Here is a 20,585-nt window from a genome sequence, read left to right as displayed (position 1 = left end):
TTTTTATGAAAAGCCATTTTCATCATAGTTAGTGACCCGACGGGTCATGGAAGTTTTTTATGTAAAGTCATTATGCTAAATCATTGACCCTTTCCTTACCAGTTAGATTGACCATTTCCCTACCTTCCAATGTACGCGCCGCATCCGTTCAGACGCTATCAGACGGGAAACCTGCCTCACAACAACATCTTCTTATCGGACGGGTAACTTATCCAACCGGCATGAAACCGGACTTATCCCTCTAACAAGCGCCGACAGCAAAATACAATGCCCCAGTAATCGATAATCGATTATCGATGACCACGCTTGGATTTTTTTTCTTCCCAATGATTATTATAAGACAATTGCCCCCAAGTAAAGAAGGTGGCTCAACAAAAAACCACCTTTAATCTCTGATGCGCAAAATATCCAGGCGTGACATGGCTGTCAAGCCCGACTCCCCCTTGCGCATTTTGCCTCCCCTTCGGGGAATACATAACAAAAAACGGGGAGGGCTGCCATGTTCTCCGCCGAACTGTTCTTAGCCCTGCTCTGGTCGGCCACCGGCGGCCTGCTCTCGCTGCTCGGCTCTACCGGTATCTTCGTCTCTCTCGTCGTGCAGCGGCGGATTGAGCGGCTTCAGGATATCCTTGAAGAGTTCCTTGAACTGCCCTACCAGGAGAACAAAAACCTGGCGGCGCCGATGGTCTCTCTGGTCCGCAAGTACCAGGTCCACTACCTCTTTCCCGACCGGCCGGGCCGCACGATCCTCTTTTACCTCGACTTCACCCTCCTGCTGATCGGGCTGATCTGGCTGTGGGTGCTTTTTTGGGCCATCGATGGTCCTGTCCGTCCCCTTTTCTGGTTTCAGGGGTTGCTCCTGCTGCTGATCGGCGGCAACATGTTTCTCTTTCGCCGCCTGCTCCAGCAGACGATCAACCCGACGGGAAACCCACTTTTCAACCCGATCATCCCGCCGCCAGAGCGGTTGCGCAGCGTTTCCTACCTGTCGCGCTATGTCAACGTATCGGTCAAATCGATGCTCCAGCAGGCCCGCTTCGCCTTGTCTGTGACCAGCGACGGCGAACTTCGGCTGAAACAGGAACTCTCTTTTGACGATTTCTACTACCTCCTCCACTGCCCTGACCAAAACTGGCTGGCCTGGGGAGAACTGCGGCTCGCCTTTCCGCCTGATCCGATTACGGGGAAACCGGTTCCCTTGCAGCGCAACGTAGAGATACCGCTGGGACGGCTTAGTTCTTCGCTCAGGTCAAGCCACAACCCTGGAGCCTTCGCTAAGGCCGGGAGCGATGCACGGGGCGAGGGCGGGGTCAACGCAATCATCGACACCGGTGCAAGCATCAATACCCATGCGAGCCTCGATGTCGACGCCTGCCTTGACAGGGGCGTAGAAACCAAAGATACTGCGGGCGCCCTTGCTTTTCCCGCGATCCTCTACATCTTCCCGTCCGGTGAAAAACATCCTATCCAATTCGAATTCGATCTGCGCAAGGAAGAGGTGGGCTACCACTCCCGTCCCTTTCCCGAGATGACGGTCCAATCGGCGATCCTCTACCGGTTTGCGGGGGAGCGGCGACCGGAGCGGTTGGAGATCATCGAAGAGGGCGGACGTCTCGCCGTCTTCGCGCCCTTTCATTCCTATTTTATGTGCAATCGCGAACGCTACTTCTGCCCCTCGTCCAAACAGACGCCTGTGCGTTGCACCGCTCCCCTGGAGGTGCGTTAAAAAGGGAAGCCGGCCTTTCGCCAGCTTCCCTCTGTCGCTGTTATTCCCTTCGTCGCATTATTCCCTTCGTCGCTGTTATTCCCTTCGGTCACAGTTATTCACTGCCCTTGATATAACGCTGCTCGCTATCCCGAACCAGTGATTACTCTTCCTCTTCTTCCTCATCGGCCGGCCCCGGCACAGGCGGCGCTTTCGGCTCCGGCGCCGGTTCTGGCATGAGCGGCTTGCTCTTGAAGCGCAGCAGTTGACCCTTCCCCTGCCCTTCTTGCAGGAGTTTCCCTTTGGCAAAGGCCATCGTGCCGTTGACGAAGACGTAACGGATGCCGCTCTTCTTCTCCGTCCGGGGAGGCAACAGATGGGGGTCGATCAGCACCAGATCAGCCCACTTGTCCTTTTCGACGGTCCCCCGGTCATCGAGACCCAAGAGGGCGCTGGGACGGCCGGAGAGCTTCAAAGCCGCCTCTTCCCAGGGGATCTTGTTCTGATCGCGCACCGAGCGGCCCAAAAACTCCTTCAGGGCGTCCGGGTTGTACTGGGTGGCGCTGCCCATTCCCGAGTCCACCGTCAACGACACGAAGGGCGCGCCGGCGAGGCGGTCAATCCGCTCCAGGGTGGTCGTGCGCAAGACGATGCGAACGAGACCGGCCGAAGCCATCTGCCGGGCCGCTTCTGCCGGCGCCATGCCCCGTTCCTGAGCGATCTCCTGCAAGGTTTTTCCCACCAGTGTGGGCGGGTTCTGACCGGTCGCCTCGGCGATCTCGATCATCTCCGGCGGGTAGAGGGCGACGGCCCGCTGCAAGGTCTGGCGGACGCCAGACGGTTGCCGGTTGCTCGGATAGAGAGTGGTATAGAGGTTGCGCGACGACAGGTAGCCTGCCTGCAAGTCCTGTTCCATGTCGGCGATGCGGGCGTCGGGGGCGTTCCCGATATACCCCCATGGGGCCATCAGGACGCGCACCTTCGTTTCCCGGTGCAGGTCGATGACCCGTTTCATGAGCACCGCCGGATCGGAAGAGGTCGCCGGCAGGGTCAATGCTAAGATAGCCCCTCGTTCCTCCAGCGCCTTGGCTAAGCGGCTGATCTCGTCAAAGGTGAGCTGCCGGCCCAATTCGTCATCAAAATCGATAGAGAGACCGAAAGCCCCCTGTTCCAAGGAGGTCTGCAACTCCATGATCAGGTCCTCGACAGCCGGTTTCGGCTTTTCCGCCACCGGAGGCGGTGGCGGGATCTCGCCGAACTCCAGCGGTTGTTCGTCAGCCATGGCCGTGTCGGTGCTCTCCTGCGGCTCGATCAGTTTGAACAGCCCCTGGTGACCGGCCAGGAGGGCGTAATTGACCGGCAGACCCGCCTTGGCCGCCTGTTGCAGGTGCAAGGTCACATCGTCCTCAGCGATGTCGCCGTAGCCCGACAAGACGGTGGTGATCCCCTGCTTGATCAGGCCGTCAAAGGCGTCCGGCCCATCCAGGGTCCCGTCCAGCCGTGAATGAAGATCGATAAATCCGGGCAGGATGAGCAGGCCCGATGCGTCAATGACCTCCACCTTGGACGGCGGCTGGATGATGCCGATGAAGGCGATCTTTCCTTTTTTGATCCCAATGTCAGCCTGGTAGGGTGTTTTGCCCGTCCCATCGACGATGGTCCCGTTCTTGAGCACATAGTCATAAGCGAGGGGCCTTTCGACCAGTTCGATACCCTGTTTTTCCAGATAATGCAGGCCGAAGTAAATCCCGGCGAAGGTGGCCGCGAAAAGAGCCACAAGTCCCCCCAGGATCGCCAAGACGCGGTTCATCCCATTCCCCCCATGCCAAGGTACAGCAGACCCAGGCCAATCAGATTCCAGACCGAATGAGCAACAATTGCCGGGAGGATAACGCCCTCCCGGGAGACGATGAGACCGAGCCAGTAACCGGCGGCGTAGAGCGGCAGGAAGCGGTGCAGATCACCGTGCATGGCCGCAAAGATGAAGGCGCTGCCATGGATGGCCTTGTTCCACCCCCACCGCCGGGCCAGCGCCGGCAGGAAAAGGCCGCGGAAAAAACACTCTTCCGCCACCGGCGCAAAGATCCCGGCGGCAAAAAAGATCAGCAACAGCGTCGACAGGCCGGGCCCAGACCCCTGACCGTGAAAAAAATGTTCCACAGGATGCGGCGGGGCGGGAAAAATGCGGCTGATCAAGCCCCCCAGCAGGGAAACAAGCAAAAAAAGGAAGATGCCCTGGCGAAGGCCCTGAAGAACGATGTCGCGAACACCTTGGTGCGCATTGCGGCGAAAATGTTTAAGGGGCAGCAACAGCTCGCTTCCCGGAGGCACCATGCCCTTCCGGCGAAGCCAAGCGCTTGTCCCGAAGGCCAATACCAGCATGAGCGCCCCGGCAACCATACTTTTGATCAAATTCCATTCGGTCATTCCGTTCTCCTCGCCGCAGTCTCCTCGCCACAGCGTCCCAGACCTGATCATTCTTTTCGGGATAACGGCGAAAAATCCCTGCCGACTCGTTTAAATAGGGAGCGAGGACACGGGAATACTAGGATGGCAATCAGCCCTGAGGAGGTGGTCTGCCTTGGTGCCCTGGTTTAATATCGGCCTGTTCGCGCTTGCATCGCTTATGATCGCCATCACCTTCCTGCTCGTCTACACCTGGCTCCAGCGCCAGAGCCGTCGCGCGCCGTTGCCTGCAAAAAAGATATACGACGAGTATGCCGAGGAACTGTCCCCTTTTCGAGGCCCCAAGCGTTTCGATGCTGACCTGTCGCCCTTGCAGCACCGCTGTGACGAGGACGCCATCAGCCTGCTCCCCCGCTCCCCCCATTCCCTCTACACCTACTGGGAGATCTCCAGCGAGCGGGAGGAGGCGGCCTCCGCCGCCTATCCCCCCGACGAGTGGTGGACGGCGCCGCGCCAGATCCGCCTCTACGACATCACCGATACAGCGGAACTGGAACAGGCGCCTTTTTTGGAAATCGACGTACCTGACCACGCCGATCACTGGTTCATTCAGGGCGTCTTACCGGCCCATCGCTACCGTTTGGCCGTGGGAAGGCGCCTGTCGGAGCGATTCGTGATCCTCCTTCTCTCCGACGAGATCATAACCCCTGCGGCGGCGCCCTCTTCCGTCATCGACCCGAACTGGCCACCCATTCCGGAGCTGCAAGGCCAAGCGATCCCCATGGCCGTCACATCCCCCGCCGGTCCTTGGACGATCATCCCGCCAAGGCGGTCGCTCGCGGGAGGGGCAACGCATGGCTAACGGTTGGATCGCTTTTGTGCTGCACGCCCATCTTCCCTTCGTCCGCCACTTCGATCGGGAAGACTACCTGGAGGAACGGTGGCTCTTCGAGGCCATCACCGAATGCTACTTGCCGCTGCTTGCCGTCTTCGAAGGCTGGCGGCGCGATCACCTGCCCGTCTCGGTCACCCTGACCATGAGCCCCACGCTGCTCAGCATGTTGGCTGACCCGCTTTTGCAGGAGCGCTATGCCAAACATATGTCGAAACTGACTCTGCTCGCCGAAATGGAGATCGAACGCACCCAGGGAGATCCGGCCTTCGCCCCCCTGGCCCAGATGTACCGGGACCGCTTCAACAACGCCCTGTCCACCTTCAACGACCATTACAGGCGGGACCTGATCGGCGCCTTCCGGGGGTTGATGGACGCCGGGATCCTGGAGATCATCCCCTGCCCAGCCACCCACGGCTACCTCCCCTTGATGCGCCCCCATCCCGTGGCCGAACGGGCGCAGATCGCTGTCGCCGTCGAAACCTATCAGAACTTTTTTCATCGCTCACCAAAGGGGATCTGGCTTTCCGAATGCGCCTTTCATCCGGGCCTGGAAAACATCCTGGCCGACTTCCACCTGCGCTACTTCATCACCGACGCCCACGGCATCCTCTTCGCCACCCCCCGGCCGCGCTACGGACTCTACGCCCCGCTGATGACCCCCTCCGGCGTGGCCGCCTTTGGCCGCGACGTGGAGTCGTCAAAGCAGGTCTGGAGCAAGGACGAGGGATATCCCGGCGACGGCGATTACCGCGAGTACTACCGTGACATCGGCTACGATCTGGATTTTGAGTATGTGCGCCCTTTCATCCACCCGGAAGGCATCCGGCTGCATACAGGCTTTAAGTACTACCGCATCACCGACCGGGAAGGCAACCACAAGGAACCTTACGTGCCGGCCTGGGCGGAAGCGAAAGCGGCCCTTCATGCGAGAAACTTCCTCTTCAACCGATCCCGACAGTTGGATTGGCTGAAGAGCCTCATGCCGGAACGGACGCCCCTCGTCCTCTGCCCCTATGACGCCGAACTGTTCGGTCACTGGTGGTATGAAGGACCACGCTTCCTCGATCAGGTCATCCGCCAGCAGGGGCAGGTCGATCGGGAGATCGCCTTTATCACGCCGGGGCGCTATCTGGACGAAACCCCGCTGATCCAGCCGTCCATGCCCAACGAATCGAGTTGGGGAGACGCCGGCTACCATGAGGTATGGCTGGAAAACAGCAATCACTGGCTCTACCGACACCTGCACCGGGCAACGGAGCGGATGATCCGCCTCGCGCAGGAACAGCGGGACCCCGAGGCCTTGCCCCGCCGCGCCCTCAACCAAATGGCCCGGGAACTCCTGCTGGCCCAGAGCAGCGACTGGGCCTTCATCATGAAAACAGACACAGCCGTCCGCTACGCTGTCAACCGCTCCGTCTATCACCTCAACAACTGTTCGCTCCTCGATGAGATGCTGCGCGGCAAGAAACCCCTAGAGGAATCGGTGATCGCCGATCTGGAGGAACGAAGCCCCCTCTTCCCGCGCATCGACTACCGCACCTACGCTGACACTAAGTCGTCGCCAGTCCACTGAAAAAAAAGCCGCCCTCACCCTAAACAGGGTGGCTGGGCGGCTTTTCCGCGCCTTTCGCCTGACATCGATTGCCGGTATACTTTGTTACAACGACCCTATTTTTTAATCCCGAAAGGGGATCATCACCAATGCACCGATACAAAGGAACCGGTCGTCTCACCCATTGGATCGAAGAGTTAGCGGCAACGGAGCGGGTTGCCTTCATTCGCTTTCCCGATGGACGGTCTTCCGGCCTGGGATTGAGACTGCTCGAAGGATATGCCCACCTAATGTACGTGGTTGCCGTGGCGCCCTCGGAAGGCTGGTATGCTGTCCACGCCACCCCACACGGTTGGATGGAGTTGCCGGCGATCCTGACCAGCCTCCCCCATCCTCCCGTGGAGATCCGCTATTCCCGCTAGCCTCTACATATCACCAATAAGTCCTTCCCATACCCCTCTCCTGCCTGTTAGGGGCAGAATGACACTGCGATTGCCTGCTGAAATCTCATGCCGACAGCATGCCTCACTGTCTCCCCCCTGCCTGCAAAAACTGGCTCCACCCTTTAAAGCGAAAGAGTGGTGTAGGTCGGCGCCGCGCTGCTGCCGCCGCATCCGTCTTCACTCCCCGGTAGACCTGGAGCGTCTGGTCGGCGATGGCAGACCAAGAGTAAACCTCGCGCACCTCCCGGGCGGCCTGCTTCGTCATCGCCTTGACGAGCAGTTCATCTTCGAGAGCGGTGACGATCTGATCGGCCAGCGAGTTGGCGTTGCCTGTCAAGGCCTTCAACCCGTTTTGGCGGTGTCGGACGATTTCAGCCAAACCGCCCGTATCAGAGACGACGACCGGCGTCTCGGCGGCCATCCCCTCAAGGGCGACAATGCCAAACGGTTCGTAGAGGCTTGGGAAGACGGCCACATCAGCTGCCCGCAACAGCCCCACCTTCGTGGCGCCCTGGACATAGCCGGCAAAATGGACCTTGTCACCGACGCCGAGGCGGTTGGCCAGGTGTTTTAAATAGTTCATCTGCGCCCCGGTCCCACCGATGACCAGCTTGGCCGGTTGGCGGCGCAGGATCTGGGGAAGCGCCTCAACGAGGACCTGAACGCCCTTCTCCCAGACGAGGCGGCCCACAAAGAAGATGATCCGTTCATGCGCGGCGGCGTAATCGCTGCGGCGGAACCCCTGGGCTTGGGCGGCAGAAAAATCGTCGGGGTGAACGCCGTTAGGGATGACGGAGATCTTGTCGCCAGGCATCTGAAAGATGCGGCCCAGTTCCCGCTCCATATGTTGGCTGCAAACGATCACGCGCCATGCCTCATAGCCCAGCCACCACTCGACCTGGCTGATGTAGCGCTGCAGGTCATTGTGCAAGCCGTTGTGGCGTCCCCATTCGGTGGCATGAATGGTGGCAATGAGAGGCTTCTGCCAGCCGTGCTTCAGGGCCCGTCCCGCATAGGCGACCAGCCAGTCATGGGCGTGGACGATGTCAAAATCGCCGTATTCGCTGGCGACGGCCAGCGCCTTTTCCAGGAAGGCGAAGTTGAGGTGATGGATGTCGCCGGCGAAATCGAGGGACCATAGAGAATAGGGATGGATGCGGTGGACGGTGACGCCCCGGTCGTTTTCCGTCGCCGGCAAACCATCGCCTCCCTGGGTGATCACATGGACCTCATGGCCCTGCCGCGTCAACGCCCCTGAGAGGCCGTGCACATGAGGCGCCAGCCCGCCGACCACGCGGGGCGGGTACTCCCAGGACAGCATCAGAATTCGCAAAAAAACACCTCCTGAAATTCTCCCTGTAAGCTCCCCCGTTACCCCGGAACCCACTCGTTACTATCAGAACAGAGGGCCAGGGGCCGTGAGCGGCCCCTACCCGTTGTGAACCTGGATCGTCCAGTTAATACCGTTGTTGTTGTCCCAGTTATGGGCGGAGTCGTGAAAGCAGAAGTGCATGGCGCCCAGGTCACGGGCGGGAAGGACCTTCACCCAACCGTAACCGGTCTTGTCCATTTCCACGTCTTCGACCTTATCCCAGTTGCCGGCGTCGCCGTAGCCCACATGCAGATAGACCTGATCGGCGCCGTCATTGGCCAGCAGCCCTGAGTAGAGGATGCAGACCTCCTGTCCGGCTGTGGCGGGCAGCGGATCGATCCTCACCCCGCCGGGATAGATGTTCTCAGCCATGGCTTCCAGACGGTTGTCGACACTGAAACGGGTGTATTTCTTGTCGGACACTCCATCACCTCCATTGAGTTCGGAGTTCGGCGTTGGGAGACCACTGGCCTTTCCTAGTATGCGGCGCAGCCCTGTCCCCTATGAACGGAGCTGCCGGGGAAAGCCTTTCAATAGGGGAAATGATTACTGGCATAAAAAAACGGCTCCGGCGCAAAAGTTGCGCTCGGAACCGTTTTTCTTTTTGGGATGGCCTCAAGGGCCGCTTCAGGGTCGGTTTAGTGTTCGGGATAACCGTAGAGCTCTTCGTAGATGAACATGAGCTCCTTATCGAAGAGGGTGCGCTTCAGCTCAACAGCTGTCTCGCGAACACGAGCCAGCACTTCGGCGGCTTGCACCTCGGTGAGGTCGATCTCGAACTCGCGGAACTTGGCCTTGATGGAAGCGGTGCCGGAGTGCTTGCCGATGACGATCTGACGAGCGAGGCCCACTTCTTCAGGGGAAATGACTTCGTAGGTCTTCGGGTTCTTCAGAACGCCGTCACCGTGGATGCCCGATTCGTGGGCGAACATGTTGCTGCCGACGATGGACTTCCAGGTGGGCAGGAAACGGCCAGAGGCTTTGGAGACGTATTCGCAGAGGTCGCGGAATTTTTCCGACTTGAAACCGAGATCGATTTCGTCGCAATATTTAAGCGCCATGACGACCTCTTCCAGCGCGGCGTTGCCAGCCCGCTCACCGAGACCATTGACGGTCACGCCGATATGGGTGGCGCCGGCGCGGACACCGGCGAGAGCGTTGGCGGTGGCCATGCCGAAGTCGTCGTGGGTGTGCATTTCAATGTCGATATTGACGGCTTCACGGAGCCGCTTGATGTTTTCATAGATCTTGAAGGGTTCCATGATGCCGACGGTGTCGCAGTAGCGCAAACGGTTGGCGCCCAGCTTTTTCGCTTCCGTGGCAAACTGGATCAGAAACTCAATGTCAGAACGAGAAGCGTCTTCGGCGTTGATGGAGACATAGAGGCCTTGCGACTTGGCAAACTCGACCGCCTTCATCATCGACTCCAGGACCCACTCGCGAGAAGTGCGCAGCTTATGTTGGATGTGGATGTCGGAAGTAGAGATGGAGATGGCAACAGCGTCACAACCGCAGTCGATGGAGTGCTGGATGTCAGAGATGACGGCGCGGTTCCAACCCATGATGCTGGCCTTCAGGCCCATCTTGCAAATCTTCGCGATGGTATCCTTCTCATCGCCACCCATGACAGGAATGCCCGCCTCGATCTGGTGAACCCCGATTTCATCGAGCATCTTAGCGATACGGATCTTTTCTTTGTTCGCGAATACAACACCTGCTGTCTGTTCGCCGTCACGCAACGTAGTGTCGACGATGGTAATTTGCCGGTTGGTCAACACCCTCACCCCTCAATTGTATTTTTTCTATCTCTTTGGTAAAGACTATTATATTTTAGCATAACTTCGAGCAAACGCAAGAATACAGAGATTTATATACTGTATACAGGCTTATTTGCCTGGATTTGGCCGTTTTTGGGCCATTTTTGGTTTTTTCTTCGACAAAATTCGATATACGCTTTCATGCCCACTCGACGGCGGTCACTTTTTGAATCGGAATGGGATGGGTCATGGGGTCAAGCATGTCGTCCCGAATGCCGTAGGCGATCGGCGGTGTCACGTCGATGATCTGAAACCGCTTCACCGTGCCGTCGTTAAAATAGACATACACCTTCCGCCCCTGCTCTTTCGCCTGTTCCAGCATGCTATACACTTTTCCCCGGTGCAAACTCATCATGTCTCCCCCTGCCTGCAGGATTTGGATCGGAACCACAGGCTCTCCAGCGACGGCAATAAACCCGTAGGAGCCTGGGGATGGTCTGCTGCCTGACGTTGCCGGAAGCAGTTGGGCCTTGGCTTGGATTTCCTCGATACGCGCTACAGGATCAGCCCTGTTGCAACGCCTGAAGGACGGCGGCGGCGTGGCCGGCCGACTTGACCTTGCGGTAGATCTTCTGGATATTGCCTTTGGGGTCGATAACAAAGGTGGACCGTTCAATGCCAATGGATTTTTTGCCGTAAAGCGTCTTTTCCTTGAGCACCTGATAAGCCTCGCAGACGGCGCTGCCGGTGTCGCTGAGCAGCAGAAAGGGCAGACATTGTTTTTCGACAAAGCGCTCATGAGATTTGACGCTGTCGCGGCTGACGCCGAGAATGAGGGCCTTCGCTTCCTCGAAGCGGCCATGGAGGTCGCGAAACTCCTGGGCTTCCAGGGTGCATCCGGCCGTGTTGTCTTTGGGGTAGAAATAGAGCACCACGGTACGTCCGGCAAACTGGCTCAGGCGCACCGTCTCCCCGTTGGAAGCGGGCAGTTCGAAGTCGGGCGCCTTCTGACCGATGATCAGTTCCTCCATATGTATATCGCCTCCCTGGGTTTGATCAGTACTTCATTGTTAGATCATCTTTTTAGGTCGTTTTCTTCCTTAAGACCATCTGGCAGCAGGGATCGCCGGCGCCGATGGGCTGTTCGGGAATAACTCCCGCCACTTTAATCGTGGCACGAAGGCTGCGGTCTTGTCAACCTTCAAAAAGGCTGCTGAACCTGTCAGCAGCCTAGAATGATGATTTACGGATTCACGCCAGAGCGTTTCATTATCAGCCTTCCTGGTTTCTTCAGGAGAGCCCCTGTCTTGGTTAAAGAGTCAGTTCCTGACCTAATCCGATCAGGAAAAGGCAACGGTGTTTCACTTTTGCCTGAAAAACGGTCTCTACAGCCCGGTGGTAGAGGTTGACTTGGCCCAGGTAAGTCCTGCGAAGCTGGAGGAACCATTCGGTCATCTCCATGCCCGCAGGCGGGCGGTCTGTCTTATAATCCAAGAGCACCCAGCCGTCCTCTTCCTCAAAGAGGCAGTCGATGACCCCCTGGACGATGACGGTGTCCTTCACAGCGGCTTTCTCAGGGTACACCTCCTGGACTGGCAGGGCCAGTGTAAAGGGAACCTCTCGCAGGCGTTGCTTCGCCCGGCAAAGGCGTCGCCCCAGCGGGCTTTCCACAAAGCCCCGGATTTGGTCTTCATGGATGGCCTCTCGCTGTTCCAATGTCAGCAGTTCCCGCTCGACAAGGGCGTCAACCTGCCGGGTGATGCCATCACGAGACAGATTGCCGGAAAAGTCAAGGTGTTGCATGACGAGATGAAAAGCCGATCCCCTCTCGACTGCCGTGAGCCGCCGTTCCTGTTGGAGAAAACGCGGGCGGATGTCAGCAAGCGATAGGGTTGGGCGATTTGCCGTTGCTTCCGGACGAGAGGTTGTGTCCGGACGAGAGGTTGTGTCCCTTTGACGCATTGTATCCGGTTGAGCATTTGTTTCACCGGCGCTGGCTTCCCCATCGCTTTCAGGAAGTTCCTCCCCCTGAGCGTAGAGCCATCGAACAAAGCGGTCCTTGACACGGCTTACGGCAACCTTGGCCGCGATTCCAGATACCTCGGCAAGGGGGTAACACCAGGCAAGCTGGCGGTCGACGCGTTCTGTCGAGGTGACCGGTTCAAACCGCTCCAGTTTGACTAACCAGGCCGGGTTGACCGTTTCCTGGCCGTCTGTTTCCGCCTGAATCTGTGTCAGTGATTTTTTTGTGGCAAAGCACAATCTCCACCGGGATATGTCCTTGGCGCCATCGGTTGCATCAGCGCGATCGGCTAGATTGGCGCCATCAGTTGCATCGGTGCCATCGGCCCGATCTGCTCGATACACCGCATCGACGGGGAGGGCAATCGCGCCGGCCGCCCAGGCATGAATTTCCCGCCCGTCACGATGTGCGGCCTGGGCCGGGCCGATCCAGTCGAGGTAGCACTTTGCCCGCAACAGCGAAGCATCTGGAATGGGCGAATCAGGCGCGAGCCCTTCGGCATCCTGCCGCCATTGCTCAGCCGACTTGACGATGTCGCGCACAGTGCCCAACAGGATCAGTTTTTCCTTGGCGCGGGTCAAGGCCACATAGAGGATGCGCATTTCCTCGGCGAGTGTCTCCCGGTAAAGGCGGCGTTGGATGGCCAGTTTGGCGACTGTAGGGTAACGGTAGCGCAGTTGTGTATCGACGACAACGGGGCCGAGACCGAGGTTTTTATGGATCAACAGGTCCTGGCGCAGGTCCTGGACGTTAAACTGGGTGCCCAGACCGACCACAAAAACGACAGGGAATTCGAGACCCTTGCTCTTGTGGATGCTCATGATGCGGACCACGTTTTCCTTTTCCCCGAGCGCCCGGGCTGTTCCCAGGTCGCCGCCCTGATCCTGGAGGCGTTCGATGAAGCGGAGGAAACGGAAAAGCCCCCGGAAGGTGGTGGCCTCATACTGGCGCGCCCGGTCGTAAAGGGCGCGCAGGTTGGCCTGGCGCTGTCCGCCGCCGGGCATGGCGCCGGCGTAGTCGTAAAAACCGGTCTCCCGGTAAATGGTCGCAATCAACTTAGCCAGGGAATCGCGGCGGGCCAGCGTCCGCCAGGCGTCGACCTGGCGCAAAAACGCCTGGAGACGGAAGGCCAACGGGGCGAGGTCAGCACAGCCGGGCACACGGTTGGGTTCACGATTCGGTGCGCCATTGTCTGGACGGTGGCCGCTTGCATGGCAATTGGCCGCTTCCGCCTGGGCGATGAAGGCCTGGATGGCGTCAAAGTAGGTGTTCCGCGCATCAGCCAGGCGGATGTGGGCAAGTTCCTCGCCGGTAAAACGGAAGATGGGCGAGCGCAGGACCGCCGCCAGAGGGATGTCCTGGCAGGGGTTGTCGATCACCCGCAAGAGCGACAGCATGATGGAGACCTCGGTAGCCTCAAAGTAGCCGGAACCGGTCTCGGCGTAAGCGGGAACGCCAGCGGCCCGAAACTCCTCCAAAAAGATGTCTGCCCGCCCCTTGGTCCCCCGCATCAATAGGACTATATCGCGGTAACGAACTGGACGGTAGCCGCCCTGATCGCGGTCAAAGACAGGCATGGCCTCGTCGATCAGTTCCCGGATGCGCCGCGCCGCCAAGCGGGCTTCATATTGGGCCGTTTCGAGGACCAGCAGTTCCTCTTCCCCATCGCCCGGTTCGGCGTCGTCTTCATCAGGGTCTTGGGCGGCTCCCTCGCCGGGACTGGCGGCACTGCTTTTACCGTCGGCGTCGGGCTGTCGCTGTAACAGGTGCAATTCGATGACCGGATCGTCTGGCCGCCCGGGCAATTCAGGAAAAGCGGCGCCATAAACCAGTTCAGCCTGCCGGTCATAGGCCATTTCACCGGCGCGGACAGTCATGATCCGGCGGAAGATGTCGTTGACAGCCTGAACGACATTGCGGCGACTGCGGAAGTTTTTGGCCAAATCGATGCGGGCTTCCCGAAGGCTTGCGTTCGCGGCATTGGCGGCGTCGCCGTCGTCAATGCCCGACGCCGCCATGGAATACGGGCCATATCGCTGATACTTTTCCAAAAACAGAGCCGGCTCAGCCAGCCGGAAGCGGTAGATGCTCTGTTTCACATCGCCGACCATGAAACGGTTGTTTCGCGATACCAGATCCAGGATCGTCTCCTGGACCCTGTTCGTGTCCTGGTATTCGTCGGTGAGGACCTCAGCAAAGTGTTCCTTCAATTCCAGCGCCAGTGGCGACGGGGCAGGGTCGCCGGGCGTCGCCCTTTCGTCAAGAAGCAGGCGCAGGCAGAAATGCTCCAGGTCGTTGAAGTCGACAAGCCGTTTTTCGCGCTTGGCCGCTTTGAAAGCGCTGTCAAAGGCAAGGACCACCTCGACCAGCATTTCCATGGACGGCAGCGCCCGCTCCAGGTCGATGACCAGCTCCTCGGGCTTCCGGAGGAAATATTTTTTCTGCAGGTCTGTGAGCTTCTTTTTGGCCTGATCGCGCAGGCGGCCCACTTCTTTTTTTACTCCTTCGTCGACAGGGCCGCGAACGGCCTTGGCCCGGGCAAAGGAGAGCGCCTGGAACTGGCCGTAAAGCTGTGACCAGGAACGCCCGGCCGCCAGCCGCAGGTCCTGTGTCACATGGATATCGGCGGTGATGGCGTCGGCATAGGCCGCCGGCCCCCCCGGACGGCGGCAGAGGGTCAGTGCCCGGGCGAAAAGCCCTTCCGCTTCGGCCAGGTCAATGGCCATCTCTTCCCGCAAAGCCGTGAACCAGGGAAGGTTTTCCCAATGCGGAGCCTCAGCAGATTGGGACTCCTTCGACTGTTGCCCGACTGTCTTCCCTGCTTCCTGAAAAATACGGAGGATGTCTCGCAGCCATTGTTCCGGCCAGGGCTGGCTGAGCGCCTTTTCATACAACTGGAGGACGATGTCCTGCAAGGGGCTGTCGTCACGGTCTCCCCCATAGGCGTCAACCAAGGCGGTAAATCTGCCGGCCCCCGCTTTGGCGCCCTTCCTGGATTCGGCCTGCCGCCTGTTCTCGGCCCCCGATTCAGTCTCCCCTTCCGCCCCTGCCTGCTCGTAAAAGGCCTCAAAGACCTCATCGAGCACATCCTGACGGAGCAGGGCGATCTCTGTCTCATCGGCAACCCGGAAGGCCGGGTCGAGGTCGAGGCGGTAGTAGTGCTTGCGCACCAGATCGAGGCAAAAGGAGTGGAGCGTCGTGATGGCGGCGCGGTTGATCAGAACAAGCTGCTGTCGCAGACGGGTCTGCTGGGGGTTCTGGGTCAATTCCTTCGTCAGCGCCGCCCGGATGCGTTCGCGCATCTCCGCCGCCGCCGCGTTGGTGAAGGTGACGACGAGCAGGCGGTCCACATCGACGCCTTCCTTAATGATGCCGATGATCCGTTCCACCAGCACAGCCGTCTTGCCAGATCCGGCAGCGGCGGCCACGAGGATGTCGCCGCCCCGGGCGGTGATGGCCTGCCACTGTTCGTCTGTCCATTTGGGATCGCGAGGCATGGGAGCGCTGTTTTGCCGAACCTGGCGCAGCGTATCGCGGCACAACGTATCGTGTTCGCAGTTCATCGGATCACCCCCTCGAAAACGGCATTGGGACCGGCGGCGATTTTTTCCCAGATCCTATCCGGCGGATCGTCGATGAGCAGGCGGTAGTCGTTGTCCTGCAACAGCAGGTCGAACTGGCAGACGGGCTTGTAGGGGCAAAAGCCGCAGGCGAGCCGGTCGTCGCGGCGGTAGGGGCGGATGGAGACGAGCCCGCCCAGAATGGCCTCGCCGGCGCGGGCGAAAATGCTCTGCAGGTACTGCCGAAGGAGGACGAACTGTTCGAGCGTCAATACGGAGGAGGCGCTGTAGAAGCTGCCGTCTTTTTTCAAACCTACCGGGATGAGCGGCGAATAGCCCTGCTGGGTGTGGCCGTCCATGAGGCCCACGACGGCCGGGTCGGCCAGGACGTGGCCGCGCATCTTCAAGGCCTTGAGGATGGCCTGATCAGCCTCTTCCCGCGTCAGGGGGCCGCCGGCCGGGAGAAGGGGGTCGCGGACGCCGAAGTAGAGCATCCCGCCGGGGCGGCATTCCGGCGCGCCAATCAGGGACGCTGGCACGCCTTCACCCTCACCCTGGCCCAAACGCCGGCCCTCACCCGGGTCCAATCCCAGACCCAGGCCCTCGCCAAAAGCGCCTCCCGCCAGAAGCCGGTTGCCGTGACGCAAGGCCACATCCAGGTAAGTGAGCAGTTGCAACTTCAGACCGTGGGCCATGTCGGCCAACTTCAACTCGGCCCGGTTGGACTTGTAGTCGATGACACGCAACCAGGGCGCATCGCTGGCACCAGCGGCGTCGATGCGGTCGATGCGACCCACCAGTTCCATCCAACGGCCCTCAGGCAGGGGCACCTTGACAGGCGGCAACAGTTCCTGCGGCCCAAAACCGACTTCGAGGGCGAGGGGCTGAAATTGGCCGCGCCGGGCGTGTTCGCCCAGGACGGTGACGGCCCGCGAGAGGGTCTGCTGAAGCCTACCGGTGAGGTAGCGGTGGCGGGCGGTGCTGAGCAGGATCTCGTTTTGCAGTTGCGGCGCCAGGTTGGAAACGACCTCGCCGGTGAGGCGAAACAGTTCCTCCTGGGGCAGGGCGCCCCAGTCAAGACGGTCCTGGCGAACGCGATCGCCAAACTGTTTTAAGGCCGCGTGAAAAAACTCGCCCAGATCGGGCGCTTCGAGACGGAAGACGCGCCGCTCTCTGAGCCGCAGGCCGTGAGAGACAAAATGGGAAAAAGGACAGGCCAGAAAGCGCTCGATCCGAGAGACGCTGGCCTTCAAGGGATCGCCGAAAAGGCGGCGGCTCACCGGCTTCGGCAGCGCCTTTTCCCGGTTCTCATGCCAAAGACCGGCCAGGACCTGTTGCAACCGCTCCCGCCAGGCGGGGCGTTCGGCCAGCCAAGAGTAGGCGGCCCACCAGAGGAGCGGCGCGGGACGGTGGGCCAGCGCTTCCCGCATGGAGGGGATCAGGTAGGAAAGGCTGCGTCCGGGGTGGACGATGTATTCCTGGGCCAGCTCGTCGTCGTACGTAGACGCTTTGATGGCTGCGTCCTCAAACGCTACGACTTCGAAGGTTGATTCTGCTTCGGCTGCGTCTCTTTTGGCCGCTCTCTCTGCGGAATCGCCGGTATAGCCGCCCGCAGGCAGCGGCAGGATGCCCGGTTCCAGCAGCCATGTTCGTTCGGCGACCTGCGGAAACAGTTCCCGCACCCGGGCGATGACCGACGAGGGCAGTTGCGCCCGCCCTTCGGCGTCCGCCAAGGGGTAGCTGAGATAGCAGCGTTCGCTGGCGCGGGTAAGGGCCACATAGACGTGATACTCCTCGTCAAAAAGGCGGCGGCGGCTGCCTGGCGCCAGTTCAAGCCCCGTCAGTTCCTGGATGCGCTCGCGCTCCTTGTCGTCGAAGATGCCATCGTCTTTGGGCCGGGCCGGGAGCACCCCTTCGGAGACGCCAAGGACAAAGGCGGCGCGGATCTCGGGGCTGCGGGAGCGGTCCAGGCTACCGACAAAGACCTGGTCCAGTTCGGGCGGAATCAGGTTGAGCTTCAGGCTGTCGAGACCTGCTTCCATAACGACGGCGTAGGTGGCCAGGTCGAGGGGCGTCTCGCCAAGGGATTCGACAATCTGGTCAAAGAGGTCGATGACGGCAGACCAGACCTGGCGGTGGGCACGGGCCTCTTCGATCCGTCCCGCCGCCTCCGCCTCGGCGATCCAGTCAGACAGTTGCTCCGGCGCCTTCACATCGACGAGCAGTTGATAGAGGGCTGCCGTGATGGGCCGCACCGCTTTCGCGTGGACGACGGCCTGGTGAAAGTCGCGCAGGGCGGCGCGGGCGCGGTCCCGGGCATCGTTGATCCGGGCCAGTTCGGCCAGTTCCTGGTCGGTGAATTCATCGAGGCTGTCCTCACCCAGGGTCAGGCGGCGGCGAAAGAGCCAGGGCGCGTCGTCGCGCCAGCGCCGCCCCCGGATGCCATGGGCCAGCACATAGTTTTCCAGCCGGTCCGTCTCCTCCCGGGAGATGGGAACCAGATCGGTTTTTACGTAGCGAAAAACCGGTTCATAAGCCCAGTCGCGCAAGACCGCCTCCAGGGCCGACCGGATGAGTTCGACCAAAGGGTGGTGGGGCGCCGGGCGCTTGCTGTCCATGAACAAGGGGATGCCGAAATCGCTGAAGACATTCTCCATCAGGTCCTGGTAGGATTCCATGTCGCGCAGAAAGAGGGCCATGTCGCGCCAGCGATAGCCCTGATCCCGGCAGAGACGGATGATCTCCCGGGCCGCCCCCTCCACCTCGCTACGTCGGTTGGCGGCGGCGCAGACGAAGAGGCCCGCTGTCCCGCCCGGCCAGGCCGGCGCGGGGCGGCGAAAATAAAAAGACTCCAGATGCTGCAGTTCGGGGTTTTTCTGAAAGCGGGGGGCTGTCGCGCCGGGAACTGCGCTAAGAGGGAGCGCTTTTTCAATCGTGATCGCTCTGTCGTAAGCCAGTTGCAAGAGCTTTGCCTGTGTCTCGCGGGTGCGGAAAAAGGGATCGTCCAGATCGCAAGGGTCGTCCAATTCGTCCGGGTCCAGGCAGAGGGCCACATTGACGCGGCGGCAGGCGGCCATGAGCGCCGCCAAGACGGAAAGCTCTTGGGGCGTAAAACCGGCAAAGCCGTCGACCCAGACCTCGGCGTCTCGAAGCATGGCCGATTGGGCGATGCGCTCGGCCAGCAGGTGCAGGTAGTCGTCGGGATCGGTGTACTTGCCTTCCAAAAAGGCGTTCAGCGCGCCATAGAGGAGCGTCAGGTCGTGGATCTTGTCGGCCAGCAATCCGGCGCCATGGCGCTCAACCACCTCGGCCTGGCAACGGCCCAGGCTGTTCACATCGATGTTATAGAGCTTCAACTCGGACAGTGCGCCGGCGAGAGCGTCGGCGAAGCCGGGCTGTCCGGCCGAGCGGTGAAAAAGGCGCAATTCGTCCTTATGCTTCTCCAGGAGGTTGCGCAAGATCATGCGCTTGCCCAACTCGCCGATAGGGATGCGGGCGCTGCCGCCCACCTCCTGGAGCACCCGGTAAGCGAGGCGGCGGAAGCTGAAGACCTGCGCCCGGATCGCGCCACCCAACCCCGGTGTCGTGGCCAAGGCACGCTCCGTCTGGAAGGTGGCTTGCTCGGGCACCAAGAACAGCAGCAGCGGCCCTCGGGGAGACTGGAGAAGTTCTCGGGCGATCTCGTCGAGACAAACCCGGGACTTCCCCGTCCCGGCCCGGCCAAGGATGAAGCGCAGGCTCATGGGCGCTCCCCTCCTCCTCCCCTGTGGTGCAGCGGCTCGCCGGGAGACCGGACGGTTGTCTCGGCGCGGCTCCTGTCAGCATGGCTGGTTTTGGCAGCGCTTGTTTCGGCGATGCCGGCGTAAAAGCGGCGGTCCATGCCCTTTAGATAGGGAGACCAGCCGTCCTTCGCCTCGGCCAAGGCCTGGCGCACCTTGAACATATCGGCGTCAAAACGATCGGCATAATGGAGGATCAATGCCTCTGCCGTCTGGGGTCGCTTGGGCGATTGCCACTCATACTCGCCGTGGTGGCTGGCGATCAAGTGAAGGAGTTTTACGCGAAGCTCCTCGGGAAAACCGGGCAGCTCGCTGATAAGCCGGTCGAGCAGGTTGATGCCGATGACGATATGTCCGAGCAGATTGCCGGCGACGGTATAGCCGATGACGCTCTGATACTGCAGCTCCTCGATTTTGCCGATGTCGTGAAGGAGTGCCCCTGTAGCCAAGAGATCCCGATCGGCTTCCGGCACGCCAGCAGCGAGGCCGAGCGCTGTCCCATGGACGCCGAGCGAGTGTTCCAAGAGGCCGCCGATGTAGGCCTGGTGGTGAGTCATCGCCGCCGGGGCGCACAGGTAGGCGCGGCGGATGTCTCCTTCAGCGAAGAGGCGCGCCAACAACGTTTTCAGGTGGCGATTGGCGATGGCAGCAATGGCGGCGTCCAAGTCCGCTTCAAGCTGGTTCCGGTCCAGCGGCGTTACCGGCAGAAACTGGCCCCAGTCGATCTCCCGGGGATCGACCAGTTCGACGCCTTGGATATGCAACTGAATGGCGCCCTGATACTCCGTCGCCTGGCCGCGGATGCGAAAAACCGTCTCCTCCTTCAGGATCTGGGCGAACTGTTCCCCCTTGTCCCAGGCTCTCGCCTCCACCTTGCCGGAGCGGTCTTCCAGGGTGGCGGTAAGATAATGCCCCTTAGCGGCGTCGCGGTAGGGCATGAGAGAAAAACGGCGAACGACCAGGAGGTCATGAAAAGCCTGACCGTGTTTGAGGTCTTTGAGCATAAGACGGTCGGTATGGCCGACAGCAGATGAGTGGGTCACGAAGACAACTCCTTTTCTATGCGAATTCAGCAGGTTTCTAAAACGTGTCG

Annotated in this window: 14 protein-coding genes; 4 read left to right on the top strand and 10 right to left on the bottom strand. The window is 60.3% G+C overall.

Translation table 11 applies throughout. The annotated features are described in order from the left end of the window. Positions 1 to 499: 499 nt before the first annotated feature. Positions 500 to 1,726, top strand: coding sequence for a hypothetical protein (locus tag AC0CW1_RS00660; RefSeq protein WP_488181225.1), 1,227 nt, complete (start codon positions 500 to 502; stop codon positions 1,724 to 1,726). A gap of 142 nt (positions 1,727 to 1,868) precedes the next feature. On the opposite strand, the gene AC0CW1_RS00655 is transcribed toward AC0CW1_RS00660, so the two are convergent. Then, positions 1,869 to 3,515, bottom strand: a complete 1,647-nt coding sequence (locus tag AC0CW1_RS00655) for a hypothetical protein (RefSeq protein ID WP_488181224.1) — start codon at positions 3,513 to 3,515, stop codon at positions 1,869 to 1,871. Beyond that, positions 3,512 to 4,132 carry a CPBP family intramembrane glutamic endopeptidase gene (locus AC0CW1_RS00650; RefSeq protein WP_488181223.1) on the bottom strand — a complete coding sequence of 207 codons (621 nt, stop codon included), beginning with the start codon at positions 4,130 to 4,132 and terminating at the stop codon, positions 3,512 to 3,514. Before AC0CW1_RS00650 ends, AC0CW1_RS00655 begins: the two co-directional genes overlap by 4 nt. 157 nt (positions 4,133 to 4,289) lie before the next feature. Here AC0CW1_RS00650 and AC0CW1_RS00645 point away from each other — a divergent pair, with 157 nt between their 5' ends. The 3 genes from AC0CW1_RS00645 (at position 4,290) to AC0CW1_RS00635 (ending at position 6,980) form a co-directional block, all read left to right on the top strand. Continuing rightward, positions 4,290 to 4,973, top strand: a complete 684-nt coding sequence (locus AC0CW1_RS00645) for a DUF4912 domain-containing protein (protein ID WP_488181298.1) — start codon at positions 4,290 to 4,292, stop codon at positions 4,971 to 4,973. Then, a complete protein-coding gene (locus AC0CW1_RS00640; protein ID WP_488181222.1) occupies positions 4,966 to 6,579 on the top strand; it encodes a glycoside hydrolase family 57 protein in 1,614 nt (537 codons plus the stop codon). The genes AC0CW1_RS00645 and AC0CW1_RS00640 overlap by 8 nt, the downstream gene beginning before the upstream one ends. A 128-nt stretch (positions 6,580 to 6,707) precedes the next feature. Beyond that, a complete protein-coding gene (locus AC0CW1_RS00635) occupies positions 6,708 to 6,980 on the top strand; it encodes a hypothetical protein (RefSeq protein ID WP_488181221.1) in 273 nt (90 codons plus the stop codon). A gap of 103 nt (positions 6,981 to 7,083) precedes the next feature. Here the strand turns inward: AC0CW1_RS00635 and AC0CW1_RS00630 are convergent, their stop codons facing one another. The 8 genes from AC0CW1_RS00630 to AC0CW1_RS00595 form a co-directional block, all read right to left on the bottom strand. After that, positions 7,084 to 8,334, bottom strand: coding sequence for a glycosyltransferase family 4 protein (locus AC0CW1_RS00630; RefSeq protein WP_488181220.1), 1,251 nt, complete (start codon positions 8,332 to 8,334; stop codon positions 7,084 to 7,086). A 96-nt stretch (positions 8,335 to 8,430) separates the two neighbouring features. Then, positions 8,431 to 8,796: a carbohydrate-binding protein gene (locus tag AC0CW1_RS00625; RefSeq protein ID WP_488181219.1), complete on the bottom strand. Its 366-nt coding sequence runs from the start codon at positions 8,794 to 8,796 to the stop codon at positions 8,431 to 8,433. A 215-nt stretch (positions 8,797 to 9,011) separates the two neighbouring features. Continuing rightward, on the bottom strand, positions 9,012 to 10,148 hold the full coding sequence (gene nifV / locus AC0CW1_RS00620) for a homocitrate synthase (RefSeq protein ID WP_488181218.1): 1,137 nt from the start codon (positions 10,146 to 10,148) through the stop codon (positions 9,012 to 9,014). 181 nt (positions 10,149 to 10,329) lie between these two features. Further along, positions 10,330 to 10,542 carry a hypothetical protein gene (locus AC0CW1_RS00615; RefSeq protein WP_488181217.1) on the bottom strand — a complete coding sequence of 71 codons (213 nt, stop codon included), beginning with the start codon at positions 10,540 to 10,542 and terminating at the stop codon, positions 10,330 to 10,332. 151 nt (positions 10,543 to 10,693) lie between these two features. Next, positions 10,694 to 11,161: a thioredoxin-dependent thiol peroxidase gene (gene bcp, locus AC0CW1_RS00610; protein ID WP_488181216.1), complete on the bottom strand. Its 468-nt coding sequence runs from the start codon at positions 11,159 to 11,161 to the stop codon at positions 10,694 to 10,696. Between the two features lie 280 nt (positions 11,162 to 11,441). After that, positions 11,442 to 15,716 (bottom strand): helicase-exonuclease AddAB subunit AddA, encoded by a 4,275-nt coding sequence (gene addA, locus AC0CW1_RS00605; protein ID WP_488181215.1) that lies wholly within the window; start codon positions 15,714 to 15,716, stop codon positions 11,442 to 11,444. After that, the gene (locus tag AC0CW1_RS00600; protein WP_488181214.1) at positions 15,713 to 19,456 is read right to left on the bottom strand and encodes a PD-(D/E)XK nuclease family protein; all 3,744 of its coding nucleotides are present in this window, start codon (positions 19,454 to 19,456) and stop codon (positions 15,713 to 15,715) included. The genes addA and AC0CW1_RS00600 overlap by 4 nt, the downstream gene beginning before the upstream one ends. Continuing rightward, positions 19,453 to 20,535, bottom strand: a complete 1,083-nt coding sequence (locus tag AC0CW1_RS00595) for a 3'-5' exoribonuclease YhaM family protein (RefSeq protein WP_488181213.1) — start codon at positions 20,533 to 20,535, stop codon at positions 19,453 to 19,455. The genes AC0CW1_RS00600 and AC0CW1_RS00595 overlap by 4 nt, the downstream gene beginning before the upstream one ends. Positions 20,536 to 20,585: the final 50 nt, after the last annotated feature.

The sequence above is a fragment of the Heliomicrobium sulfidophilum genome (genome assembly GCF_057715735.1).
This window is presented reverse-complemented; position numbering and strand designations above follow the sequence as displayed.

Coding starts and splice junctions, on each gene's coding strand:
- AC0CW1_RS00660 (WP_488181225.1), top strand. CDS start 500: ATGTTCTCCGCCGAACTGTTCTTAGCCCTGCTCTGGTCGGCCACCGGC.
- AC0CW1_RS00655 (WP_488181224.1), bottom strand. CDS start 3,515: ATGAACCGCGTCTTGGCGATCCTGGGGGGACTTGTGGCTCTTTTCGCG.
- AC0CW1_RS00650 (WP_488181223.1), bottom strand. CDS start 4,132: ATGACCGAATGGAATTTGATCAAAAGTATGGTTGCCGGGGCGCTCATG.
- AC0CW1_RS00640 (WP_488181222.1), top strand. CDS start 4,966: ATGGCTAACGGTTGGATCGCTTTTGTGCTGCACGCCCATCTTCCCTTC.
- AC0CW1_RS00635 (WP_488181221.1), top strand. CDS start 6,708: ATGCACCGATACAAAGGAACCGGTCGTCTCACCCATTGGATCGAAGAG.
- AC0CW1_RS00615 (WP_488181217.1), bottom strand. CDS start 10,542: ATGAGTTTGCACCGGGGAAAAGTGTATAGCATGCTGGAACAGGCGAAA.
- bcp (WP_488181216.1), bottom strand. CDS start 11,161: ATGGAGGAACTGATCATCGGTCAGAAGGCGCCCGACTTCGAACTGCCC.
- addA (WP_488181215.1), bottom strand. CDS start 15,716: ATGAACTGCGAACACGATACGTTGTGCCGCGATACGCTGCGCCAGGTT.
- AC0CW1_RS00600 (WP_488181214.1), bottom strand. CDS start 19,456: ATGAGCCTGCGCTTCATCCTTGGCCGGGCCGGGACGGGGAAGTCCCGG.